The sequence below is a fragment of the Pelagimonas sp. genome (assembly GCF_050633425.1).
Lineage (GTDB): Bacteria > Pseudomonadota > Alphaproteobacteria > Rhodobacterales > Rhodobacteraceae > Pelagimonas.
In genome coordinates this window covers 11,436-31,838 of sequence record NZ_JBOEGM010000034.1, presented here as the reverse complement: position 1 = coordinate 31,838, position 20,403 = coordinate 11,436, and the positions used below count along the sequence as shown (strand labels likewise).

The 20,403-nt window shown below is 58.1% G+C and carries 16 protein-coding genes; 8 read left to right on the top strand and 8 right to left on the bottom strand.

Going from position 1 to position 20,403, the window contains the following annotated elements; all coding sequences use genetic code 11:
* Positions 1 to 49 precede the first annotated feature (49 nt).
* Entirely contained in the window at positions 50 to 907 is an 858-nt protein-coding gene (yghU, locus tag ACRBB0_RS23175) for a glutathione-dependent disulfide-bond oxidoreductase (protein ID WP_431376849.1), read from the top strand.
* 46 nt (positions 908 to 953) lie between these two features.
* Here the strand turns inward: yghU and hisG are convergent, their stop codons facing one another.
* The 4 genes from hisG to ACRBB0_RS23155 form a co-directional block, all read right to left on the bottom strand.
* Complete coding sequence (gene hisG, locus ACRBB0_RS23170) at positions 954 to 1,646, bottom strand: ATP phosphoribosyltransferase (protein WP_431376848.1); 693 nt, start codon at positions 1,644 to 1,646, stop codon at positions 954 to 956.
* Positions 1,643 to 2,722 (bottom strand): ATP phosphoribosyltransferase regulatory subunit, encoded by a 1,080-nt coding sequence (locus ACRBB0_RS23165; protein ID WP_431376847.1) that lies wholly within the window; start codon positions 2,720 to 2,722, stop codon positions 1,643 to 1,645. Before ACRBB0_RS23165 ends, hisG begins: the two co-directional genes overlap by 4 nt.
* Complete coding sequence (gene hisS / locus ACRBB0_RS23160) at positions 2,719 to 4,194, bottom strand: histidine--tRNA ligase (protein ID WP_431376846.1); 1,476 nt, start codon at positions 4,192 to 4,194, stop codon at positions 2,719 to 2,721. Before hisS ends, ACRBB0_RS23165 begins: the two co-directional genes overlap by 4 nt.
* An 81-nt stretch (positions 4,195 to 4,275) precedes the next feature.
* Positions 4,276 to 4,446 carry a hypothetical protein gene (locus tag ACRBB0_RS23155; RefSeq protein ID WP_431376845.1) on the bottom strand — a complete coding sequence of 57 codons (171 nt, stop codon included), beginning with the start codon at positions 4,444 to 4,446 and terminating at the stop codon, positions 4,276 to 4,278.
* Between the two features lie 477 nt (positions 4,447 to 4,923).
* On the opposite strand from ACRBB0_RS23155, the gene ACRBB0_RS23150 reads away from it, so the two are divergent.
* Together ACRBB0_RS23150 and ACRBB0_RS23145 are read left to right on the top strand one after the other, a co-directional pair.
* On the top strand, positions 4,924 to 5,601 hold the full coding sequence (locus ACRBB0_RS23150) for a hypothetical protein (protein ID WP_431376844.1): 678 nt from the start codon (positions 4,924 to 4,926) through the stop codon (positions 5,599 to 5,601).
* Positions 5,602 to 5,622: 21 nt separating this feature from the next.
* Complete coding sequence (locus tag ACRBB0_RS23145) at positions 5,623 to 5,826, top strand: SlyX family protein (RefSeq protein WP_431376843.1); 204 nt, start codon at positions 5,623 to 5,625, stop codon at positions 5,824 to 5,826.
* 13 nt (positions 5,827 to 5,839) lie between these two features.
* Here ACRBB0_RS23145 and gltS read toward each other — a convergent pair whose 3' ends face one another.
* From gltS to dnaE, 4 genes are all read right to left on the bottom strand, one after another.
* Positions 5,840 to 7,096 (bottom strand): sodium/glutamate symporter, encoded by a 1,257-nt coding sequence (gltS, locus tag ACRBB0_RS23140; protein WP_431376842.1) that lies wholly within the window; start codon positions 7,094 to 7,096, stop codon positions 5,840 to 5,842.
* A gap of 100 nt (positions 7,097 to 7,196) precedes the next feature.
* A complete protein-coding gene (locus ACRBB0_RS23135) occupies positions 7,197 to 8,336 on the bottom strand; it encodes a hypothetical protein (protein ID WP_431376841.1) in 1,140 nt (379 codons plus the stop codon).
* 204 nt (positions 8,337 to 8,540) lie between these two features.
* Positions 8,541 to 8,972 (bottom strand): hypothetical protein, encoded by a 432-nt coding sequence (locus tag ACRBB0_RS23130; protein ID WP_431376840.1) that lies wholly within the window; start codon positions 8,970 to 8,972, stop codon positions 8,541 to 8,543.
* Positions 8,973 to 9,251: 279 nt separating this feature from the next.
* Positions 9,252 to 12,752: a DNA polymerase III subunit alpha gene (dnaE, locus tag ACRBB0_RS23125; protein ID WP_431376839.1), complete on the bottom strand. Its 3,501-nt coding sequence runs from the start codon at positions 12,750 to 12,752 to the stop codon at positions 9,252 to 9,254.
* Between the two features lie 373 nt (positions 12,753 to 13,125).
* On the opposite strand from dnaE, the gene xdhA reads away from it, so the two are divergent.
* Genes xdhA through ACRBB0_RS23100 form a run of 5 tightly spaced genes read left to right on the top strand, consistent with a single transcriptional unit; the run spans position 13,126 to position 20,394 of the window.
* Positions 13,126 to 14,562, top strand: coding sequence for a xanthine dehydrogenase small subunit (gene xdhA / locus ACRBB0_RS23120; protein ID WP_431376838.1), 1,437 nt, complete (start codon positions 13,126 to 13,128; stop codon positions 14,560 to 14,562).
* A gap of 26 nt (positions 14,563 to 14,588) precedes the next feature.
* Positions 14,589 to 16,904: a xanthine dehydrogenase molybdopterin binding subunit gene (xdhB, locus tag ACRBB0_RS23115; protein ID WP_431376963.1), complete on the top strand. Its 2,316-nt coding sequence runs from the start codon at positions 14,589 to 14,591 to the stop codon at positions 16,902 to 16,904.
* Positions 16,894 to 17,832 (top strand): xanthine dehydrogenase accessory protein XdhC, encoded by a 939-nt coding sequence (xdhC, locus tag ACRBB0_RS23110; RefSeq protein ID WP_431376837.1) that lies wholly within the window; start codon positions 16,894 to 16,896, stop codon positions 17,830 to 17,832. The genes xdhB and xdhC overlap by 11 nt, the downstream gene beginning before the upstream one ends.
* On the top strand, positions 17,799 to 19,322 hold the full coding sequence (locus ACRBB0_RS23105) for an ABC transporter ATP-binding protein (protein WP_431376836.1): 1,524 nt from the start codon (positions 17,799 to 17,801) through the stop codon (positions 19,320 to 19,322). Before xdhC ends, ACRBB0_RS23105 begins: the two co-directional genes overlap by 34 nt.
* A complete protein-coding gene (locus ACRBB0_RS23100; RefSeq protein WP_431376835.1) occupies positions 19,309 to 20,394 on the top strand; it encodes an ABC transporter permease in 1,086 nt (361 codons plus the stop codon). Before ACRBB0_RS23105 ends, ACRBB0_RS23100 begins: the two co-directional genes overlap by 14 nt.
* Positions 20,395 to 20,403: the final 9 nt, after the last annotated feature.

Sequence of the window (20,403 nt, the reverse complement as noted above, 5' to 3'; positions counted from 1 at the left end):
AGCAGCGTTACGTTAGCCTCCAAATGCAAAAGCACAAAGGACGCGCGCAATGACTGAGAACTATACCCCCCCCAAGGTCTGGACTTGGGACAAGGAAAATGGCGGCCAATGGGCGTCTTTGAACCGTCCGATTTCTGGGGCGACGTCGGAAAAGGATCTGCCAGTCGGCGAACACCCGTTGCAGCTCTATTCAATGGCCACCCCCAATGGCGTCAAAGTCACTGTGATGCTCGAAGAGCTTCTCGAAGCCGGTCACGACGCTGAGTATGACGCTTGGCCGATCAAAATTGGCGATGGTGATCAGTTTGGCTCGGGCTTTGTTGCCGCCAACCCAAACTCAAAGATCCCGGCCCTGATGGATCATTCCGGCGACACCCCCGTGCGCATTTTCGAAAGCGCCGCGATTTTGATGCATTTGGCCGAGAAGTTCGACGCCTTTCTGGGCAAAGCGGAAAATCGCGCTGAAATGCTCAGCTGGCTGTTCTGGCAAATGGGCAGCGCGCCATATTTGGGCGGTGGTTTTGGCCATTTCTATGCCTACGCCCCCTTCCCAATGGAATACCCGATTGACCGTTTCACCATGGAAGTGAAACGCCAGCTTGACGTGTTGGACAAACAGTTGGCCGAAAACACCTTTATCGCTGGCGAAGATTATACCATCGCCGACATCGCGATCTTCCCATGGTACGGCAACCTCGTGATCGGCAATCAGTATGACGCCGCAGAGTTCCTGCAAGTGCACGAATATAAAAACGTTGTGCGGTGGGCCAACGCGATTGCTGCGCGCCCGGCGGTTCAGCGCGGCCGCATGGTCAACAAGCTCTGGGGTGAGGAGCACGAGCAATTGCCAGAACGCCACTCCGCCGCAGACTTCGATGCCCTCAAAGCGAAAGCGCCTGCCGAATAACAGGCGCTCCCTACACTTTTGCAAATTCCGTTCACGGAATTTGAGTTCACACCCCTAAAAGGTCGCGCAGTGCGTCAAGCGCTGCGCGGTCTTTGCCCTCTAGTTTGGCGATCCGGCTTCGGAACAGCGTCGCTTGCGAGCGCAGGACCGGCTCTTCGTCGAGGATTTTCAGATGGTTCGCCCGTAGCGTTTCCCCGCTTGACGTAATGTCCGCAATCGCTTCGGCGGTCAGGTTTTTGACCGTGCCTTCGGTCGCACCCTGACTGTCTACCAGCTGATAATCGGCAACGCCTGCGCGGTGCAGGTAATGGCGCACCAAGCGGTGATATTTGGTGGCGATCCGCATCCGAAATCCGTGTTTTTCTCGAAAAGCCGCCGCTGCCGCATCAAGATCATCCAGCGTGTTCACATCGACCCAACAATTGGGCACTGCAATGATCAAATCGGCAAATCCAAAGCCAAGTTCCGCCAACGGCTCAACCTTTTGATCCCATTGCACCAGCTTTTCCTGCACCAGATCGGTGCCCGTCACCCCCAAATGGATGCGCCCCGCTGCCAACTCCCGCGGGATTTCGCCCGCCGACAGCAGCACCAGCTCAACACCCTCAACGCCTTCGACGGCCCCGGCATATTCCCGGTCCGACCCGGTGCGGGCAAGCCGCACATCGCGACTGCCAAACCAGTCAAAGGTCTTGTCCATAAGCCGCCCCTTAGACGGCACCCCCAGCTTGATGCTCATGACGAGGCCTCCAGATCAAACAGCAGTCCGGGGCGCACAACGCCGCCCACCGCAGGGATTTCAGAGCCGCGCCCCAATCGCCGGGTCAGCGCATCGTAACGCCCGCCCGATGCAATCGCTGGCATGCCTGCCCCGTCGGCCAAAAAGCCAAAGACAAACCCATCATAATATTCCATCGAGCCACGGCCATAGCTGGCTTCGAACTCAAGCTGATCCACATCCACGTTCCGGGTGCTAAGCGCGTCACAGCGCCGTGCAAACCGTTCGACCGCGCCAGAAATCGCAGGCAAATCAACAGCAATATCGCGCAATCTCTCAATCGCAAAAGAGCAGGTTTCCGACACTTTGAGGATGCTTTCGATCAGCTCAACCTGAGATTTTGACAGCGCCTCCTCGGCCGCATCCGCCTTCAGCGCCGCAACACGATCCGCGATTTCGCCGTAAGATCGCAGCCCATTGATCGGCCCGGCATGCGCCATCGGATCGGCATCAGCCAACAAGGCCGCGCGCGATGGCGGCACGGGTGCGCGCCCCGAAAACCGATCTAACAGCGCCCGAAACCGCCGTGGCCGCCAGATGTGGCGCAACAGTGCCGCGCGCCGACGTTCCGAGGTTTCCAACCCTGCAACCGCGGCGGTCAAAATCCCGATATCCCCGGTCACAGCCCGCAGCCCATAGGGCGCAAGCGTCTGGGAAAACAGGGCAAAAACCTCAGCATCCGCCGCCTCAGGATCGGTCCGGTCAAAGACCTCATAGCCAACCTGATGGTATTCAGCCGCACGCTCTGGGTGCTCTTCCTGACGACGAAACACCGGGCCGCTATAGGTGTAGCGCGCTGGTTCTGCCCCCTCGTCCATATGCTTTTGCACAACCGGAACCGTAAAGTCCGGGCGCAGCATCACCTCGCCATGCACCGGGTCAGACGACACATAGGCACGGGTCCGAACATCCTCGCCATATAGGTCCAGAAACGTCTCGGCAGGCAGCAATATCTCGCATTCCACCGGAGCAGCGCCAGCGGCTTCGAACGCCCCCCGAAGCTCCGCAGCTTTGGCATTAATCGCGGTTAGGCTCATGAATTCAGGTCCAAAATCTCGCGCACCTTGGCGACCAATTGGTCACGCGGCACTTCATATTGCGATGGGCGTTCTTTCCATTCCTCAAGCGTGGCATTCTCAGCAATTTTCGCGCCAAGGATCAGGTCTTTGATCTGCACCACACCGTTTTCATGCTCATCCCCGCCTTCGATCACCGCCACCGGGCTCTGACGTTTGTCGGCGTATTTCAACTGGTTGCCAAAGTTTTTGGGGTTACCCAAATACATCTCGGCGCGAATGCCGGCATTGCGCAGTTCGGCCACCATGGTTTGATAATCGGCCATGCGATCCTTATCCATCACGGTCACAACCACCGGTCCCGATGCAACAGTCCCGCCCATTCGGCCCTTTTCACGCAAGGCCGCCAAAAGGCGATCCACGCCAATCGACACGCCCGTGGCAGGCACCGCTTGGCCGGTAAACCGCTTGACCAGATCGTCATAGCGGCCCCCACCGGCAACCGACCCGAACTGACGCTTGCGACCCTTTTCGTCAAGGATTTCAAAAGTCAGCTCAGCTTCAAACACGGGCCCGGTGTAATAGCCAAGGCCACGCACGACGCTTGGATCAATCTCAATCCGATCCGCGCCATAGCCCTGTGCCGCCAAAAGATCACCGATCTTTTCAAGCTCACCCACACCTTCGGCCCCAATCGCCGATCCCCCAATCGCATCACGCAAATTGGCAAAGGTCTTGGCAACATCCGCATCCTTGGATGTCAAAAACGCCACAACCGGCTCGGCTTGATCCGCCGACAGGCCAACACCGTCGATATAGGCCCCGGACGCATCCAAACGCCCCTTGCCCAACAGCTCACGCACACCGGCTTCGCCAACTTTGTCGAACTTGTCGATGGTGCGCAGCACATCAGCGGCTTGCGCCTCATCGGTGACGCCCATCGCCTCAAGCACTCCGTTAAGAACCTTGCGGTTGTTAACGCGCACCAGATAATCGCCACGCGGAATGCCGACGCGTTCCAACGTATCAGACAGCATCGCGCAGATCTCGGCATCTGCCGCCACATTGGCCGCCCCCACCGTATCCGCATCACATTGATAAAACTGGCGATAGCGCCCCGGTCCGGGCTTTTCGTTACGCCAAACCGGCCCCATCGCATAGCGGCGATAAGGCATCGGCAGATCGTTGCGGTATTGCGCATAAACACGGGCCAGCGGCGCGGTTAGATCATAGCGAAGCGCCATCCACGCGTCGTCTTCGTCTTGCCAGGCAAACACACCTTCATTGGGGCGGTCCACATCGGGCAGGAATTTGCCCAAGGCCTCAACCGTCTCAACGGCCGAGCTTTCCAGCGCGTCAAACCCGTAGTGATGGTAGACCTCGGCAATCATTTTGAGCATGTCTGCGCGTTCGGTCACCTCAGTGCCGAAATAGTCGCGAAACCCCTTGGGCGTTTGTGCCTTGGGGCGGGGAGCTTTTTTAACTTTTGCCATGGTCTCTTCCGGGTTGAAAATCCGTCGTGCCCCCCTCTACCTGCCCCAGTCCTTTGGGGCAAGCAAACAGGGGGAAACGGCTCAATCCTTGTGGCGCAGCTTCCAGTGCTGAATCAATGCGCCAACGCAGGCAAAAATGATGCTGGCCAACACGATGTCCAGCGCCAAGGTCTGACCCGTGTTCCAGATTTGGTTTTTGGCTAGAAGGCTCAGGCAGACAAGACCTGTGGCTATCAAAAATAGTGTTTGCATTATACTCTCCTCACGCGACCATACCGAAACGGAAAATTTCCCGCTTGCGGGTTCAGGCTCTCACAGCCCACTAGTGCACGTCAAGAAAATTTTGCGCAAAAAATGTAGCCACCAAGTACTGGCAGTCACATGAGATGCGTGATGCATTTATATTAGCTTTACCCCTTTTGAGCGCTTGCCTCTTTTTTACACTGACAAGTTAACCTTATGAGGGGTACAACTTAGACGAAATACAGAGCGTTCTATAATACGCTATCTTGCACAAATTTATATCACGTAAATTCAATAGCTTAACATGCACGCATAGACGCATGATGTATAAATTTGTATAATAACATATAATAGGCTAGTAAAGCATGCACAATCCGCGACAGTTTAGATTGACCATGGCTCTAAAGAGGTACTACTACGTAAACCGCGCCACAAAAGTAAGGTGCACATTATACTAGCTTTTGCAAAGCGAGGAAGGCTGCGACTATGGCTCCCGACGGCGTAGATGCCGATCCATTGAACCAAGATGCGAAAGAGTTGGTAACCCTGCTCTATTCCTGCGTTGTGCCTCTTAGCCGCTTTGTCGACGACTATATTGACGCCGGTTGTCCTCCGGCTTTGGAACGGGACTTGAACCGCGCCGTGCAAACTATTCAAACTCTTAACGAAAAGATCGCCGAAGCCCGGCCAAATGTTGCCGAAGCGTCACAGCCAAGCCCAGACCAACACCTCAATCCCCCAGCCCAAGAAACCGACACACCACAAACTCCAGAGCCCGCCCCACAACAGACCGTCCAACTTCGCAAAAGAAACAGCAAAATGCTAAGCTTTCTCATTCTTTTCGCCGTTGCGCGGCGGCGCTCTCAGGGCCGAACAATCAGCCAAGATGCTGTTTTTGATCTCCTGTGCAAATTCGACCAAACCCAAGCCCCCAAGCGCCCCAGTTATACCGCCAAACTGGCAGGTTTTCGGAGAAACAAATTTCTCTTCTGGACGGATACCGAAGATCTCAAAATTGATGAGATCGGGCTGGCGGAGCTTGTGCGCCTATATACAATCGTCAAGGAAAAAGGCGCGGAGTTTGAAGAGCTTCGCATAATTCTTGAAGATTTTGCTGATGGAAGGCTTGAAGCCATGGAGTTTCTGGCGCCAAAGCAGGCATAGGAATCTCAAGGAAGCCCAACCATGACCGACACCACGCATCTCGAAGAACGCATCGCGCATCTGATCAAGACGGTGGATGAGCTGTCCGATACCGTTGCCCGTCAGGACAAGGAGCTCGCGACGCTCAATGATCGGGTGATGATGCTCATGACCCGTGAGGCCGATCGCGAAACCCAAGGCGGGGGGGGCGTGATCCTTGGCGACGAACGCCCGCCGCATTGGTGATCGCATCGCTCTCTTACCACATGGTCAGGAACCATTTGATCATCACCGCATTGGCGATATCCACAAAGAAGGCCGAAATCAGCGGCAGCACGATAAAGGCCAGTGGCGACGGTCCGTAACGGTTTGTCACCGCTGTCATATTCGCAATGGCCGTGGGCGTCGCACCCAAGGTGAAACCGGCGAAACCCGACGAAATCACCGCTGCAAAGTAACTCTTGCCCATGGCGCGAAACACGACCAACACGATAAACGCAGTTGCGGCAATCGCCTGCAACACCATCGTCACTGTCAACACCCCGGCGCTTGAGGCCAGCGTCCAGAGTTCCATGCTCATCAAAGACATCGACAAAAACACCGATAGGCTAAACTGTGAAATCAGGTCGGTGGCTTTGCTGCGTGCGTAGAATGTCTTTTTAGGAAACAAAGCCGGGACAACATTGGCCACCAAAATCGCGCTCATCAAACAGGGCACAAACAGCGGCAATTTAAGACCCAGCTCGATCAAGGTTTCATTGACCGTGTAGCCAATGATGATCGACAGATGGATCCACAAAATACTGCGCATAAACAGGGTTTGGGTGATCTCATAACGCTCGGGATCTTCGTCTTTGATCTCACTGACCACATCAGGCACCACATCGGGCAAACCTGTCTCGTCTTCTCCGCTACCTGTGCCCTCTGCGGATAACTTATGTCGGTCAATCAAAAACTTCGCGATTGGACCGCCCACAACGCTGGCCATGATCAATCCAATTGTCGCCGAAGCAATCCCAAGTTCTGCGGCACCGGGCACGCCATAATCCCCTTGAACCGTCGGCCCCCAGGCAATCGCGGTGCCATGCCCACCAATCAGCGAGGCTGTGCCAAGCAAGACCCCCGCCTGTGGTTCCAGCCCAAACATAACCGCCCCGGCCACGCCCACAAGGTTCTGGATCACCATATAGCCAATGGTCAAAACCAACAGAACCGCCAAAATCGGCCCGCCCCGAAGCAAATCGGACACCCGCGCATTTAACCCGATCGTTGTGAAGAAATAGACCAACAGGAAATCCCGAGCCGCCAAATCATAGGCAACCTCACGCCCGGTCACATAGACCACCATAAGCGCAACCACAGCTGCCAAGAGTCCGCCGCTCACGGGTTCAGGAATGCTATATTTGCGCAAAAACCCAAACGTATCAGTAAGTTTCGCCCCAAGGAAAAACACCATGATCCCAAGGGTTAACGCCGCAAAGGCACTTATCTCAATCGCGTCAGAACTGGGCGGCATGGGCAAGGTATCCTATTGATTGACACAGGGTTTGGGTGATCGCATCACCGCGAACCTGCGCAATCAGCACAAAACAATCAAGACATCTTTGCTACCGGCCTTAGCCAGCCGATTTCAAATCCATCGCTTCGACTTTACCGTCATGCAAAAGGAAGTTTTTCCATCTCGGATTGCCGCCAAAGCGTTCGTACACGGTCACAAATACCGTATCTCGCGCCAGCTTCTTCATCTTGTCGCCGCAAGGTTTGCCCTTGGCGACGCGACACACCCGAGACTTGACCTTTTCATAGGCGCTGTCGGTCTTGGCCACCGGAAGAGTGCTCCCCGCGGGGCCATAATGGATTGCCTCATAGCTGTCGGGGGACGCAAACAGCACCAGCGCCGCGCTGAATTTACGCGCACAGCCGTCGCCAAATCCGGTCAAGTAAAAGCTGCGCTGCGCGGTGCCGCCCGGGGCGCTATCGTATAGTGTGTACGCACTGCCACGTTCCGGCCATTGTCCGACCTTTTGGCCCATTTGGGCAGGCCGCGCGCCGCAAACACGGGCAATAGACCCATAAGGCACCGGGGTCTCTAATGACACGATCTCAAAATCTGGGTCGCCCGGTTTTGGGCCTTTGGTCTTTTTCGGTTTGCGGGATGTGGGCCTGTCCGCACCAGAGCCGCCGCCAAGACCAAACAACCGCTTTTTCTTCGGCTTAGGGGCCGCTTGCGCCGCAGGCAAGGCCGCCAAAACCACAGGCGCATCACTGTCCTGCTCGGCGCGCTCAGCTGTCGGTGCCGTCTGTGCCGCCTGCCCCTCAAGCGCTGTCGCATTTGCGGCCATGGGCTCGGGCCCAACCTGCGCAACAACCGAAACTCCGGCATCGGCCACAGGCTCTTGCCCCGTTTCTTGTAACGTCTCAGGCACAGGCTCTTGCGCCGCCGCCGTCCGCTTGGCTTCCTCGGCCTTGCGCCCCAAGAACCCCATCAATCCTTTGCGGGGTTTGTTTTGTGCAGCAACAGGCGCGGGTGTTGGCTCGATCAACGCCTCGTTCACCGCCGTATCAATCGGAGCAGCCAAGGCATCGGCCTGCCCAGCATCCGCGGCCAGCTCAACATCACTCAACTTCGGAACGCTTTTCAGCGGATCGCCACAGCCAGCCACAACAAGCGCCAACGCCAGTGAAATGATAATACGGTGCATATCGCCCCCTTTGCCCACGCGCCCTTCTAGCGCATCTCCCGCAATGGCGTCCATGATACGCCCGTATATAACGGCGAAAATCCGCAGGCAGATCACGAAATGGGCACCCCCCGCCCGACGACAGCACCTGCCAAACACCAACCGTCAACACGCTGTCAAACTCCGGTCCCCATTCTCCGGTCCCCATGCTCCGAGCCCCATGTAATGACGCAAAGCTCGGGCTGGGGGGCAAACTTCCTTCGGTGCGGCCACCAAACGTTAGCTCGCAGGAACGTCTTCACGTGGTCGCTGGGGATCAACCAACAAAAGGTACAAGACGGCTCCGCCAAAGAACGTCCCTGCAAGCCCCACTCTAAACATAGCGCTGAGCGACAGACCTTGTTGGTTCAACCAGACCATGACCAATGACCGCAGCAAAAATGAGCCATAGAGCAGCAAAGCCCCCCACGCCCGAGCCCGCCCCTTTGTGAGAACTCGAACCAAAAGGAAAGCGACTAAAAACGGCAACCATGTTTCTGCGATATGGTTCAAGTAGTGCATTTCTGGCGTGGCACCCCCCGGAAAACTCTTGCCCATAAACAGGGCGAGCGCCGGATACTTCCAAGCGAGGAAGGGGTTGATTGCTTCGAGGACTGCAAACCCCAACCAAACAAGGAAGGCGGCAATGAAAGCGGCCAAATATCGCAGCAAACGCCCCCTCATATTGGCACCCCATATTGGCACCCCCATCCGGCATATCTCAAATACTCGAAAAGCAAACATCACAGTTCACTCGTTTTCGAAACCCCAGCAGACTTTTTCGACAGACGTCCGCACACCCGACAATTCAGCTCTCTATATTTGCTGGTGCCTGGGGCACTTTCGCCGTGTCACCAACGTTTAGCGCACAACCGTTCAATGCCTACGTTGGGCTGCAAGAGTCCCACTGCTGATCAATCACACAGGACAGAGGCTCGACCAAACGCGCCCCTAAAACTCCTCAACCGCCAAAACCCCATCAAGCGACTTGACCGCCCCCTTGGTTTCGGGCGTCACCGGAAAGCCCCGCTTCAGGTTCACTTCCACTTCGCCCGGCAACCCATGATCGCTCAGACACAAATGCACCGGCCCGCGTTTGGCTTTGGGCATCTGCTCTCTTGCCCTCTCCAAAACCGATGCGATCTGCGGCAGCGCCATTGAATTTTCGACGAAAATTCGCATCCCCGCAATCGAATTGCCCGCCACAGCGTTTTCAACAGGCATGACCGAACGCCCCAAAAGCTTGAGCTGATCACTCTCCATGGTTGCCTCAACCGTGATCACAACCTTCGATCCGGTGTCCAAATATTCCCGGCATTTCTCCAACGCATCCGAAAACAGCGTGACCTCATAGGCCCCGGTCGGATCGCTGAGCTGGGCAAAGGCAAACCGATTCCCACGGGCCGATTTACGCTCTTGGCGCCCGGCCACAACCCCGGCCAGTTTCGCGACCAAAGGCGAACGTTCCGCCTTGGCCATCACCTCATCCAGCGTCAGCACATCCGATCGTTTCAGCGCCGGCATATAGTCATCCAACGGATGCCCCGACAGGTAAAACCCAATCGCCTTAAACTCTTCGGCCAACCGTTCCGCCGGCAACCAATCGGGCACCGGAGACAGGCGCGGCTCCGGCAAATCATCCCCCGCCTCGCCAAACAGAGACACCTGCGCCGAGGCCCGTTGCTCATGGATCGCCGTCGAATAGGCCACCAGCGCATCAAGGCTGTCAAACACCCGCCGCCGATTGCCGTCCAGAATGTCAAACGCCCCGGCCCGCGCCATCATCTCCATCGGTCGCTTGCCGACCTTCTTCAATTCCACCCGGCGTGCCAGATCAAACAGGCTCACAAACGGCTGGTCACCTCTGGCCTCAGACACCAGTTTCATCGCCTCAACACCAACGTTTTTCAACGCGCCCAGCGCATAGACAAGATGCCCGTCCACCACGTCAAACGTCGCCAAAGACCGGTTCACGCAGGGCGGCACATAGGGCAGTTTCAGCCCCTTGCGAACCTCTTCGAAATACACCGCCAGCTTGTCGGTCAGATGAATATCGCAGTTCATCACCCCGGCCATAAACTCCACCGGATGGTTGGCCTTGAGCCAGCCGGTTTGATAGGACACCACCGCATAGGCCGCCGCGTGGGATTTGTTGAAACCATAGTTGGCAAACTTCTCCAACAGGTCAAAAACCTCCGACGCTTTCTTGGCCGGAACGCCGTTTTCTCCAGCCCCCTTTTCAAACTTGGGCCGTTCGGCATCCATCGCTTCTTTGATCTTTTTACCCATCGCACGGCGCAGCAAATCCGCCCCGCCCAGCGTGTATTTCGCCATCACCTGGGCAATCTGCATAACCTGTTCCTGATAGACGATAATACCCTGAGTTTCCTCAAGAATATGGTCAATCAGCGGGTGTACAGATTCGATCTCCTTGAGGCCGTTTTTCACCTCACAATAGGTTGGGATATTTTCCATCGGGCCGGGGCGATACAGCGCCACAAGCGCAACAATGTCTTCGATACAGGTCGGCTTCATACGCTTCAGCGCATCCATCATCCCCGTCGATTCAACCTGAAACACCGCCACCGTTTTCGCAGCCGAATACAGCTTGTACGTCACCTCATCATCCAGCGGAATCGCGTTGATCTGGTTCGTCGCGCCCTCGGCCGGTTCGTATAGGGTCTGACCATCCGCCGACACATGCAAATCGCGCCCGGACTTAAAGATCAAATCCATTGCATTTTGAATAACGGTCAGGGTTTTCAAACCCAGGAAGTCGAACTTAACCAGACCGGCCTGTTCCACCCATTTCATATTAAACTGTGTGGCGGGCATGTCCGAGCGCGGATCGCGATAGAGCGGCACAAGCTCATCCGTCGGGCGGTCAGCAATCACAACCCCCGCCGCATGTGTCCCGGCAGATCGCAAAAGCCCCTCAACCTGCATGCCGTATTTCAGCAATCGGTCGACAACTTCTTCGTTGCGGGCTTCATCGCGCAGACGTTCTTCCTGTTGCAAAGCCTGCTCAATCGACACAGGTTTGACCCCTTCCACAGGGATCATTTTCGACAACCGGTCCACCTGCCCATAGGGCATTTGCAGAACCCGGCCCATGTCGCGCACCGCCGCCTTAGACAGCAACGCACCAAAGGTGATGATCTGCCCGACCCGGTCCGCGCCGTATTTCTCTTGCACGTATTTGATCACCTCTTCGCGGCGATCCATACAAAAGTCGATGTCAAAGTCGGGCATCGAAACCCGTTCAGGGTTCAAGAAACGCTCAAACAACAGCGAATAGCGCAGCGGGTCCAAATCGGTCACCGTCAGCGCATAGGCCACAAGCGATCCCGCCCCCGAACCTCGGCCCGGTCCCACCGGAATATCGTGATCCTTGGCCCATTGAATAAAGTCCGCAACGATCAGAAAATAGCCCGGAAACCCCATGCCTTCGATGATGCCCAGCTCAAAATCCAGCCGCTCCTGATACTTCTCAACCGTATCCGCATGCGGAATCACCGCGAGCCGCTTTTGCAGCCCTTCATTGGCGATCCGGCGCAGTTCGGCCACTTCGTCATCGGCGAATTTCGGCAAAATAGGGTCACGACGATAGGCCATAAAGGCACAGCGCTGCGCGATTTCCACCGTGTTTTCAATCGCCTCTGGCAGGTCGGCAAACAACACCGCCATTTCCTGGGGCGTCTTCATATAGTGCTGCGGTGTCAATCGGCGGCGTGGCTCGATCTGGTCAACATAGGCGCCCTCGGCGATGCAAATCATCGCGTCATGGGCCTCATACATTGCGGCCTTAGGGAAATAGACATCGTTGGTCGCCACCAAAGGCAGGTCCATCTCATAGGCCATTTCAATCAGCCCGCGCTCCGACAGACGCTCGGCCTCGGGCTTGGTGCCATCCTCTTCCGGGTGGCGCTGCAATTCCACATAGAGCCGATCGCCAAACATGGTCTTCAGCCGCGTCATCAGCGCCTCGGCCGCAGGAACATGCCCGGTTTGTAACAATTGCCCCACAGGCCCATCCGGCCCGCCCGTTAGGCAAATCACATCTTCACAATGCTGCGCCAGTTCATCCAATTCCACATAGGGAAGCTCGCTCCCCTGTCGCATATAGAGACACGAGTTGAGCTTCATCAGATGCTCATATCCGCGCTCGCTCTGTGCCAGGAGTACGAGCGGAGCCGGTGGTTTGGGGCGTTCGCCCTGCGCTGGTTCCACAAAGCGTAACGACACTTGGCAACCCATGATCGGCTGCACGCCGGCCCCTGCCGCGCCCACCGAAAATTCCAATGCTGCAAAGAGGTTATTGGTATCCGTCACCGCCACAGCGGGCATGTCCATTTCGACGCACATGCCCGGCAGTTTCTTAAGGCGAATGGCCCCTTCTAGCAGGGAATATTCGGTATGGACGCGCAGGTGGATGAATCGAGGATCTGTCATCCCGACATCCTATGTGTACCCGTCGCTGATCAAAACCCCAAAACCGGCCCGAGCTCACTCCAAGGCTCAGATCAGCTCAGATCACCGGGGCCACTCTATCGCCCAGACCAACGCCCAGATCCGCGACCTAATCCATGCCCAGATCAATACCCTCGGCCGCCCCATTGACGCCCCGAGCGACCGCCTTTTTTTTTGGCGCCCCACCCGCGCCTGCATATAAAACCCACTTTTTCCTTGCCTTTTTTACCGCCCCGCCTCTAGCCTGAACAGAACAACAGGGATCAAGCGCGTTTTCTACGCCGCATCGAGGGCGCGCACCTGAGACACCGGATCAACCGGCCTCAGGGACATAGTAACGCGGCTGGCAAAACCCATGAATATCACCTTTCTTCTCAACGGAGAGAGCGTGGAGCTGTCAGATGTCTCCCCCGATGCGACACTCCTCAACTGGCTACGCGACACCCAAAATCTCAAGGGTACCAAAGAAGGCTGCAACGAAGGCGATTGCGGGGCCTGTACGGTGATGGTCACCGACACCAATGGCAGCCGCGCGCTCAACGCCTGTATCTTGCTGCTCCCGCAATTACACGGCAAGGCCATACGCACCGTCGAAGGCCTCGCCTCAGCCGACGCCCTGCACCCGGCCCAAGAGGCGCTGATCCAGCATCACGGAAGCCAATGCGGCTTTTGCACCCCCGGAATCGCGGTTTCCATGGCGGTTGCGCATCTCAACGACAACACCAATCATGACGACGCGCTGGCGGGCAATCTTTGCCGCTGCACCGGCTATGCCCCGATCATCCGCGCCGCCGAGACACTCGCGGCTCAGCCAAAACCCGCCTTCCCCGAAACCACCCCTGGTTTCGTCTTGCCCGGCTCAAACCCCTCCTCCCCCGAAACCCTCTCGGGCGGGGGGGCAGCGCCCAACGGCACCGCGCCTCTTGACGGGCACGCAACCTCCCACGCCCCAACAACTTCAGACGATCTCGCCGAGCTTTACGCCCAGATCCCCGATGCGACCCTGATCGCCGGGGCCACCGATGTCGGGCTTTGGGTCACCAAACAGTTCCGCCCGATCTCGCCTGCGATTTTCCTCAACCGCTGCACCGATCTGCAACAGATCACCGAAACGGACAGCACATTGCGCATCGGGGCGAGCGTCACCATGGACCGGGTCCATACCCTCATGGCCGCCCATCACCCCTCCTATGCCGAGATGATCCGCCGCTATGGCTCGACCCAGGTGCGCAACGCCGCCACCATCGGCGGCAATATCGCCAACGGCTCGCCCATCGGCGACAACCCTCCAGCCCTCATCGCGCTCAACGCAACCCTGCATCTTCGGTTCCGCGACACCCGGCGCGAAATGCCTCTCGAAGATTTCTACATCGACTATGGCAAACAAGACCGCTACCCCGGCGAATTCGTCGAAGCCATCTCCTTTGCCAAACAACCCGACAACCTGCGCGTCTACAAACTCTCCAAACGGTTTGACCAAGACATCTCGGCCGTCTGTGGGGCCTTCTATCTGACCATCACCGACGGCCACATCGCCAGCGCCCGCATCGCCTTTGGCGGCATGGCCGGTACTCCCAAACGCGCCACCCATGTCGAAGAGGCGATAACCAATCACCCCTGGGACGAAAACATCATCGCCACCGCCTGGGATGCCTGGGAGCGCGATTTCGCCCCCATGACCGATATGCGCGCCGGAGCCGATTACCGCCTGTCCTCGGCGCGTAATATGCTGTCGCGCTACCTTCTGGATACCCTCGGAGCCGCCACCAATGTGCTGGAGGTGAGCCCATGAATAATGCGCCCGTGAAAAATTCAACCATGAGCATCCGCAAACCTCTGCCCCACGATTCCGCTCGCCTGCATGTCACCGGTGCAGCGCGGTATATCGACGATATTCCCACCCCGGCCTCCTGCCTGCATCTCGCTTTTGGCCTGTCGCAAATCGCCCATGGCACGATAAATTCGATCAACCTCGACGCGGTCAAAAATGCCCCCGGCGTCGTCAGCGTCTGGGAGGCCCGCGACCTGCCCTCCGATTGCGATTGCTCGCCCTCGGTGCATGACGAACCGCTTCTGGCGCGCGATAAAATCATGTATTTCGGTCAACCGGTCTTCCTTGTCGCCGCAACCTCGCATCTTGCAGCCCGCCGTGCCGCGCAACTGGCCGAGATCACCTATGCGACAGAACCGGCGCTTCTCACCATCGACGACGCCATGGCCGCGCAAAGCGAATTCGATGGCAGCCCGCGCATTTGGCAATCCGGCGACGCCGCGCAGGCGATCACCAATGCGCCGCATCAGCTTTCCGGCTCGCTTGAAATGGGCGGCCAAGAGCATTTCTATCTCGAAGGTCAAACCGCCATGGTCCTGCCGCAGGACAATGGCGATATGCTGGTCCACAGCTCGACCCAACATCCCAGCGAAATCCAGCACAAAGTCGCCCACGCGCTCGACCTGCCCATGCATGCGGTGCGGGTCGAAACCCGGCGTATGGGCGGTGGTTTTGGTGGCAAGGAAAGCCAGGGCAACGCGCTCGCCATTGCCTGCGCCGTGGTCGCCGCCGAAACCGACCGGCCCGCCAAAATGCGCTATGACCGCGACGATGATTTCACCATCACCGGCAAACGCCACGATTTCCGCATCAATTACCGGGTCGGGTATGATGCAGACGGGCGCATTGATGGCATCGAATTTGAACAACTGGCCCGGTGTGGCTGGGCCCAAGACCTGTCCTTCCCCGTGGCAGACCGTGCCATGTTGCACGCCGATAACGCCTATTTCCTTCCCAATGTGCGCATCGCAAGCCATCGCTTGCGCACCCACACTCAATCCGCCACCGCCTTTCGCGGTTTTGGCGGTCCGCAGGGCATGCTTGGGATCGAACGGGTTCTGGATCACATCGCCTTTGATCTCGGCCGCGATCCCTTAGAGGTCCGCCGCGCCAATTTCTATGACACGCCAGAGACACCAGAAACCCCCAGCGCCTCCAAGGATATTTCGGCCCCCGACGCCCCTCCCAGAACGCACACCCCCTATGGCCAAGAGGTCGAAGATTTCGTTCTGGATGAGATGGTGGCCCGCCTGGAAGCCAGCGCCGATTACCAAGCGCGTCGCGCCGCCGTCGCCGAATGGAACGCCAGCAATCCGGTGTTGAAACGCGGCATCGCGCTGACCCCGGTGAAATTTGGCATCTCCTTCACGCTGACCCACCTAAATCAGGCCGGGGCCTTGGTGCATGTCTACCAAGATGGCTCGGTCCAGATTAACCACGGTGGCACCGAGATGGGCCAAGGTCTGTTTCAAAAGGTGGCACAGGTCGCCGCGCAGGTTTTTGGCCAGCCGCTTGAGGCGATCAAAATCACCGCCACCGATACCGGCAAAGTCCCCAACACCTCGGCCACCGCCGCCTCAAGCGGTACTGATCTCAACGGGATGGCGGTCAAGTTGGCCTGCGAAACGATCCGCGCCCGGATGGAAGAACATCTAGGCACCGAAGTCGCCTTCGAAGACGGTGTCGTCTTTGTCGATGGCACCGACATCTCCTTCGCCGAAGCCGCCAAGCGCTGTTACGAAGGCCGGATTAGCCTGTCCTCCACCGGCTTTTACAAAACCCCCAAGGTTGAGTGGGATCCCATCGCCGGACAGGGCCGCCCGTTCTTTTATTTTGCCTATGGGGCCTCTTGCACCGAGGTGGTCATCGACACGTTCACCGGTGAAAACCGCATCTTGCGCACCGATATTCTGCATGACGCCGGTGCGTCCCTGAATCCGTCGCTCGACATTGGGCAGGTCGAAGGCGGCTATGTCCAAGGGGCCGGATGGCTCACCACCGAAGAGCTGATTTGGGATGATAAGGGCCGTTTGCGCACCCATGCGCCCTCGACCTACAAAATCCCCGCCTGCTCGGATCGCCCTGATATTTTTAACGTTGATCTCTGGCAAGATGACAACCGCGAAGAGACGATCTATCGCTCCAAAGCTGTCGGAGAGCCGCCGTTTATGCTCGGCATTTCGGCTTTGATGGCGCTGTCGGATGCGGTGTCGGCTTGCGGCGAAACCTATCCTGATCTACACGCCCCCGCCACGCCGGAACGGGTGCTCAAAGCGGTGCAAAAGGTGCGCGATGGGCTTTGATCTCAACGCCCTGACCCAAGCCATCCAGACCCACGGCACCGTCGCCCGTGTGGTGATTGCTGATGTCGCGGGCTCCTCCCCCCGCGAGGTTGGTGCCGCCATGCTTGTCTGGCCGGGCGGCCAATCGGGCACCATCGGTGGCGGCGCTTTGGAATACCAAGCAGCGCAAAATGCTTTCACTAACACCGGTCTGAGCCGCCACGCGCTCGGCCCCGAACTTGGCCAATGTTGCGGTGGCGCTGTGACGCTGTTGACCGAAACCTTTACCGCAGAACAACTCCCTGATCTACAGGGGAAAACCACCATCGCACGCGGACCGGGCGACACGCCGCTTGCGGTCTGCCGCCTGCTCGACAAGGCGCGGGCACGGGGTGAAAAACCGATGCCCCAGCTGCTTCAGGGCTGGATGATCGAACCGGTTCAAACCCCCACAACCGACCTGTGGATTTGGGGGGCCGGTCATGTGGGTCGCGCCTTGGTCGACACGCTCTCGGCGCTGCCCGATTTCGCCCTGACCTGGGTCGACACCGCGCCGGATCGCTTTCCAGGCAACCCGCCGCACGCGGTCACCCTTTTGCCCGCCCGCGCGCCCGAACGCCTGATGCCGCACGCGCCCACAGATGCCGCGCATCTCATCCTCACCTACAGCCATGAGCTTGATTTTCGGCTCTGTCACAGCGCCCTGCGTCACGGCTTCACGTTCGCTGGTCTGATCGGCTCTGACACCAAATGGGCGCGCTTTCGCAAACGTCTGGCCGCGCTTGGCCATACGCCCGCCCAAATAGACCGCATAACTTGCCCAATTGGTCAAAAACAGCTGGGCAAACATCCGCATGCCATTGCCATAGGCGTGGCCTCCCAGCTACTTACGCTGGACAACAGGAAAGAGAGCGCGTGGACGATATCCTCCTCAGCATCCAAGGCCTGACCAAAGCCTATCCCGGCGTGGTGGCCAATGACGACGTCTCCTTTGACATTGGCAAAGGTGAAATTCACGCGCTTTTGGGCGAAAATGGCGCGGGCAAATCCACCCTTGTCAAAATGATCTACGGTCTTGTTGGCCCCGATCGCGGTGCGATGATTTTGGACGGGGCCGCGTTTGCGCCCCCCAAACCCTCGGTCGCGCGACAGGCTGGCGTCGCCATGGTCTTCCAACATTTCTCGCTGTTTGACGCGCTAAGCGTGGCGGAAAATGTCGCGCTTGGCATGGAAAACCCACCCAAACCCCGCGATCTCGCCGCACGCATTTCCGAGGTGTCCGAACAATACGGCCTGCCCCTTGATCCGGCCCGCCAAGTCGGAAGCCTCTCGGCTGGTGAACGTCAACGCGTTGAAATCATTCGCTGCCTCTTGCAAGATCCGCGCCTTCTGATCATGGATGAACCCACATCTGTTTTGACCCCGCAAGAGGTCGACATCCTGTTTGAGACCCTGCGCAAGCTCAAATCCGAAGGCACGTCGATCCTCTATATCTCTCACAAGCTCGAAGAAATTCGCGCCCTGTGTGATCACGCCACCATCCTGCGCCACGGCAAAAACGTTGGCACCTGCACGCCGTCTCAAACCTCGGCCCGCGAGATGGCCGAGATGATGGTCGGCAGCAGTTTCGCCACCCCCAAGGCCCGCGATGTGCAACTGGGCGAGGTGGTGCTCAAGGTTCGCAACCTGACCCTCCCGGCCCAGGATGGCATCGGCACGCCCCTGCGCGACATCTCGTTTGAGCTGCGCAAAGGCGAAGTGCTTGGCCTTGGTGGTGTCGCTGGCAACGGCCAGGACGAGTTGCTGATGGCGCTCTCTGGCGAACGGCTCTCTGATCCCGGCATGGTGGAATTCCAAGGCAATGATGTCAGCCGCCATGGCCCCGGTGAGCGCCGCCTGCCCGGCCTGCTTTCCGCCCCCGAGGAACGTCTCGGCCACGCCGCCGCCCCGGATATGAGCCTGACCGAAAACGGTGTTCTCACCGCCGGAAAACGCGCCGGACTGGTCTCAAACGGCTTTATCGACTGGGGCAAATCCCGCGCCTTTGCCGAAGACGTCATCGAAAAATTCGACGTGCGCACCCCCGGCCCCAACGTCGCCGCCCGCGCGCTTTCCGGCGGCAATCTGCAAAAATATGTTGTGGGGCGCGAGATCGTGCAAACCCCCGAACTCTTGGTGATCAACCAACCGACCTGGGGCGTTGACGCCGCCGCCGCGGCTTCGATCCGTCAGGCGCTTTTAGACCTTGCCCATGGTGGCGCTGCAATCCTTGTGATCAGCCAAGACCTTGATGAGCTTATGGAAATTTCCGACCGATTTGCCGCCTTAAACGAAGGCCGCCTGTCCAATCCGCGCCCTGTACAGGGGCTGGATATGGAACAAATCGGTCTGATGATGGGCGGTGCCCACGATATGGAGACCGCCGATGCTGCGTCTTGAAAAACGCCCCCAACCATCCCGAGGCTGGACGGCCCTCTCCCCGCTTCTTGCGGTCGCGCTCACCATGTTTGTCGGCGGCATTCTCTTTGCCGCGCTTGGGGCCAACCCGTTTGAGGCGATCCGCACCATCTTCTGGGATCCGATCTTTAGCGCCCAGTTTTCCGGCTTCACCCGTCCGCAACTGCTGGTCAAGGCCGGGCCTCTGATCCTCATCGCCATTGGCCTCTCTATCGGGTTCAAGGCGGGCATCTGGAACATCGGGGCCGAAGGCCAATACATCATGGGGGCGATCTGCGGCGCTGGCGCAGGCCTCGCGCTATATCCGTCCCAAAGCGTCCTCCTCTTTCCGATGATGATCATCGCAGGTGCGCTTGGCGGCTTTGCCTGGGCGATGATCCCAGCGATCCTCAAGACCAAGCTGGGCACCAACGAAATCCTCGTCTCGCTGATGCTGGTCTATGTGGCCGAAACCATTTTGGCCTCGGTCGCCTCCGGCCTGTTGCGCAATCCCGAGGGCATGGGTTTTCCCGGCTCGCGTAATTTCAAAGAGTGGGACGCCGCCCATAATGCCGAATTGATCTCGGGCACCGGCATGCATTGGGGGGTCGTGGCCGCACTGATCGCCGTTATCGCCGCCTATGTATTGATGAGCCGCCATATCCAAGGGTTCAATATCCGCCTCACTGGCGAAGCCCCCCGCGCCGCGCGTTTTTCCGGCGTCAATCCAACCCGTATCGTCCTGTTATGCCTTGGCATATCCGGGGCTTTGGCGGGCATGGCGGGCATGTTCGAAGCCACCGGGCCCGCCGGTCAGATCAGCATTGATTTCAATGCGGGCTATGGTTTCACCGCCATCATCGTCGCCTTTCTTGGCCGCTTGAACCCCATCGGCATTCTGCTGGCAGGGCTGCTTATGGCGCTCACCTATATTGGCGGCGAACTCGCTCAGCTTATGCTCGGTCTGCCCGGCGCGGCGATCCAGCTCTTCCAAGGCATGCTGCTGTTCTTCCTGCTCGCCACCGACGTGTTCACCAACTACCGGCTCCGACTGGCCAAAAAGGAGGTGGTGTGATGACCGTCT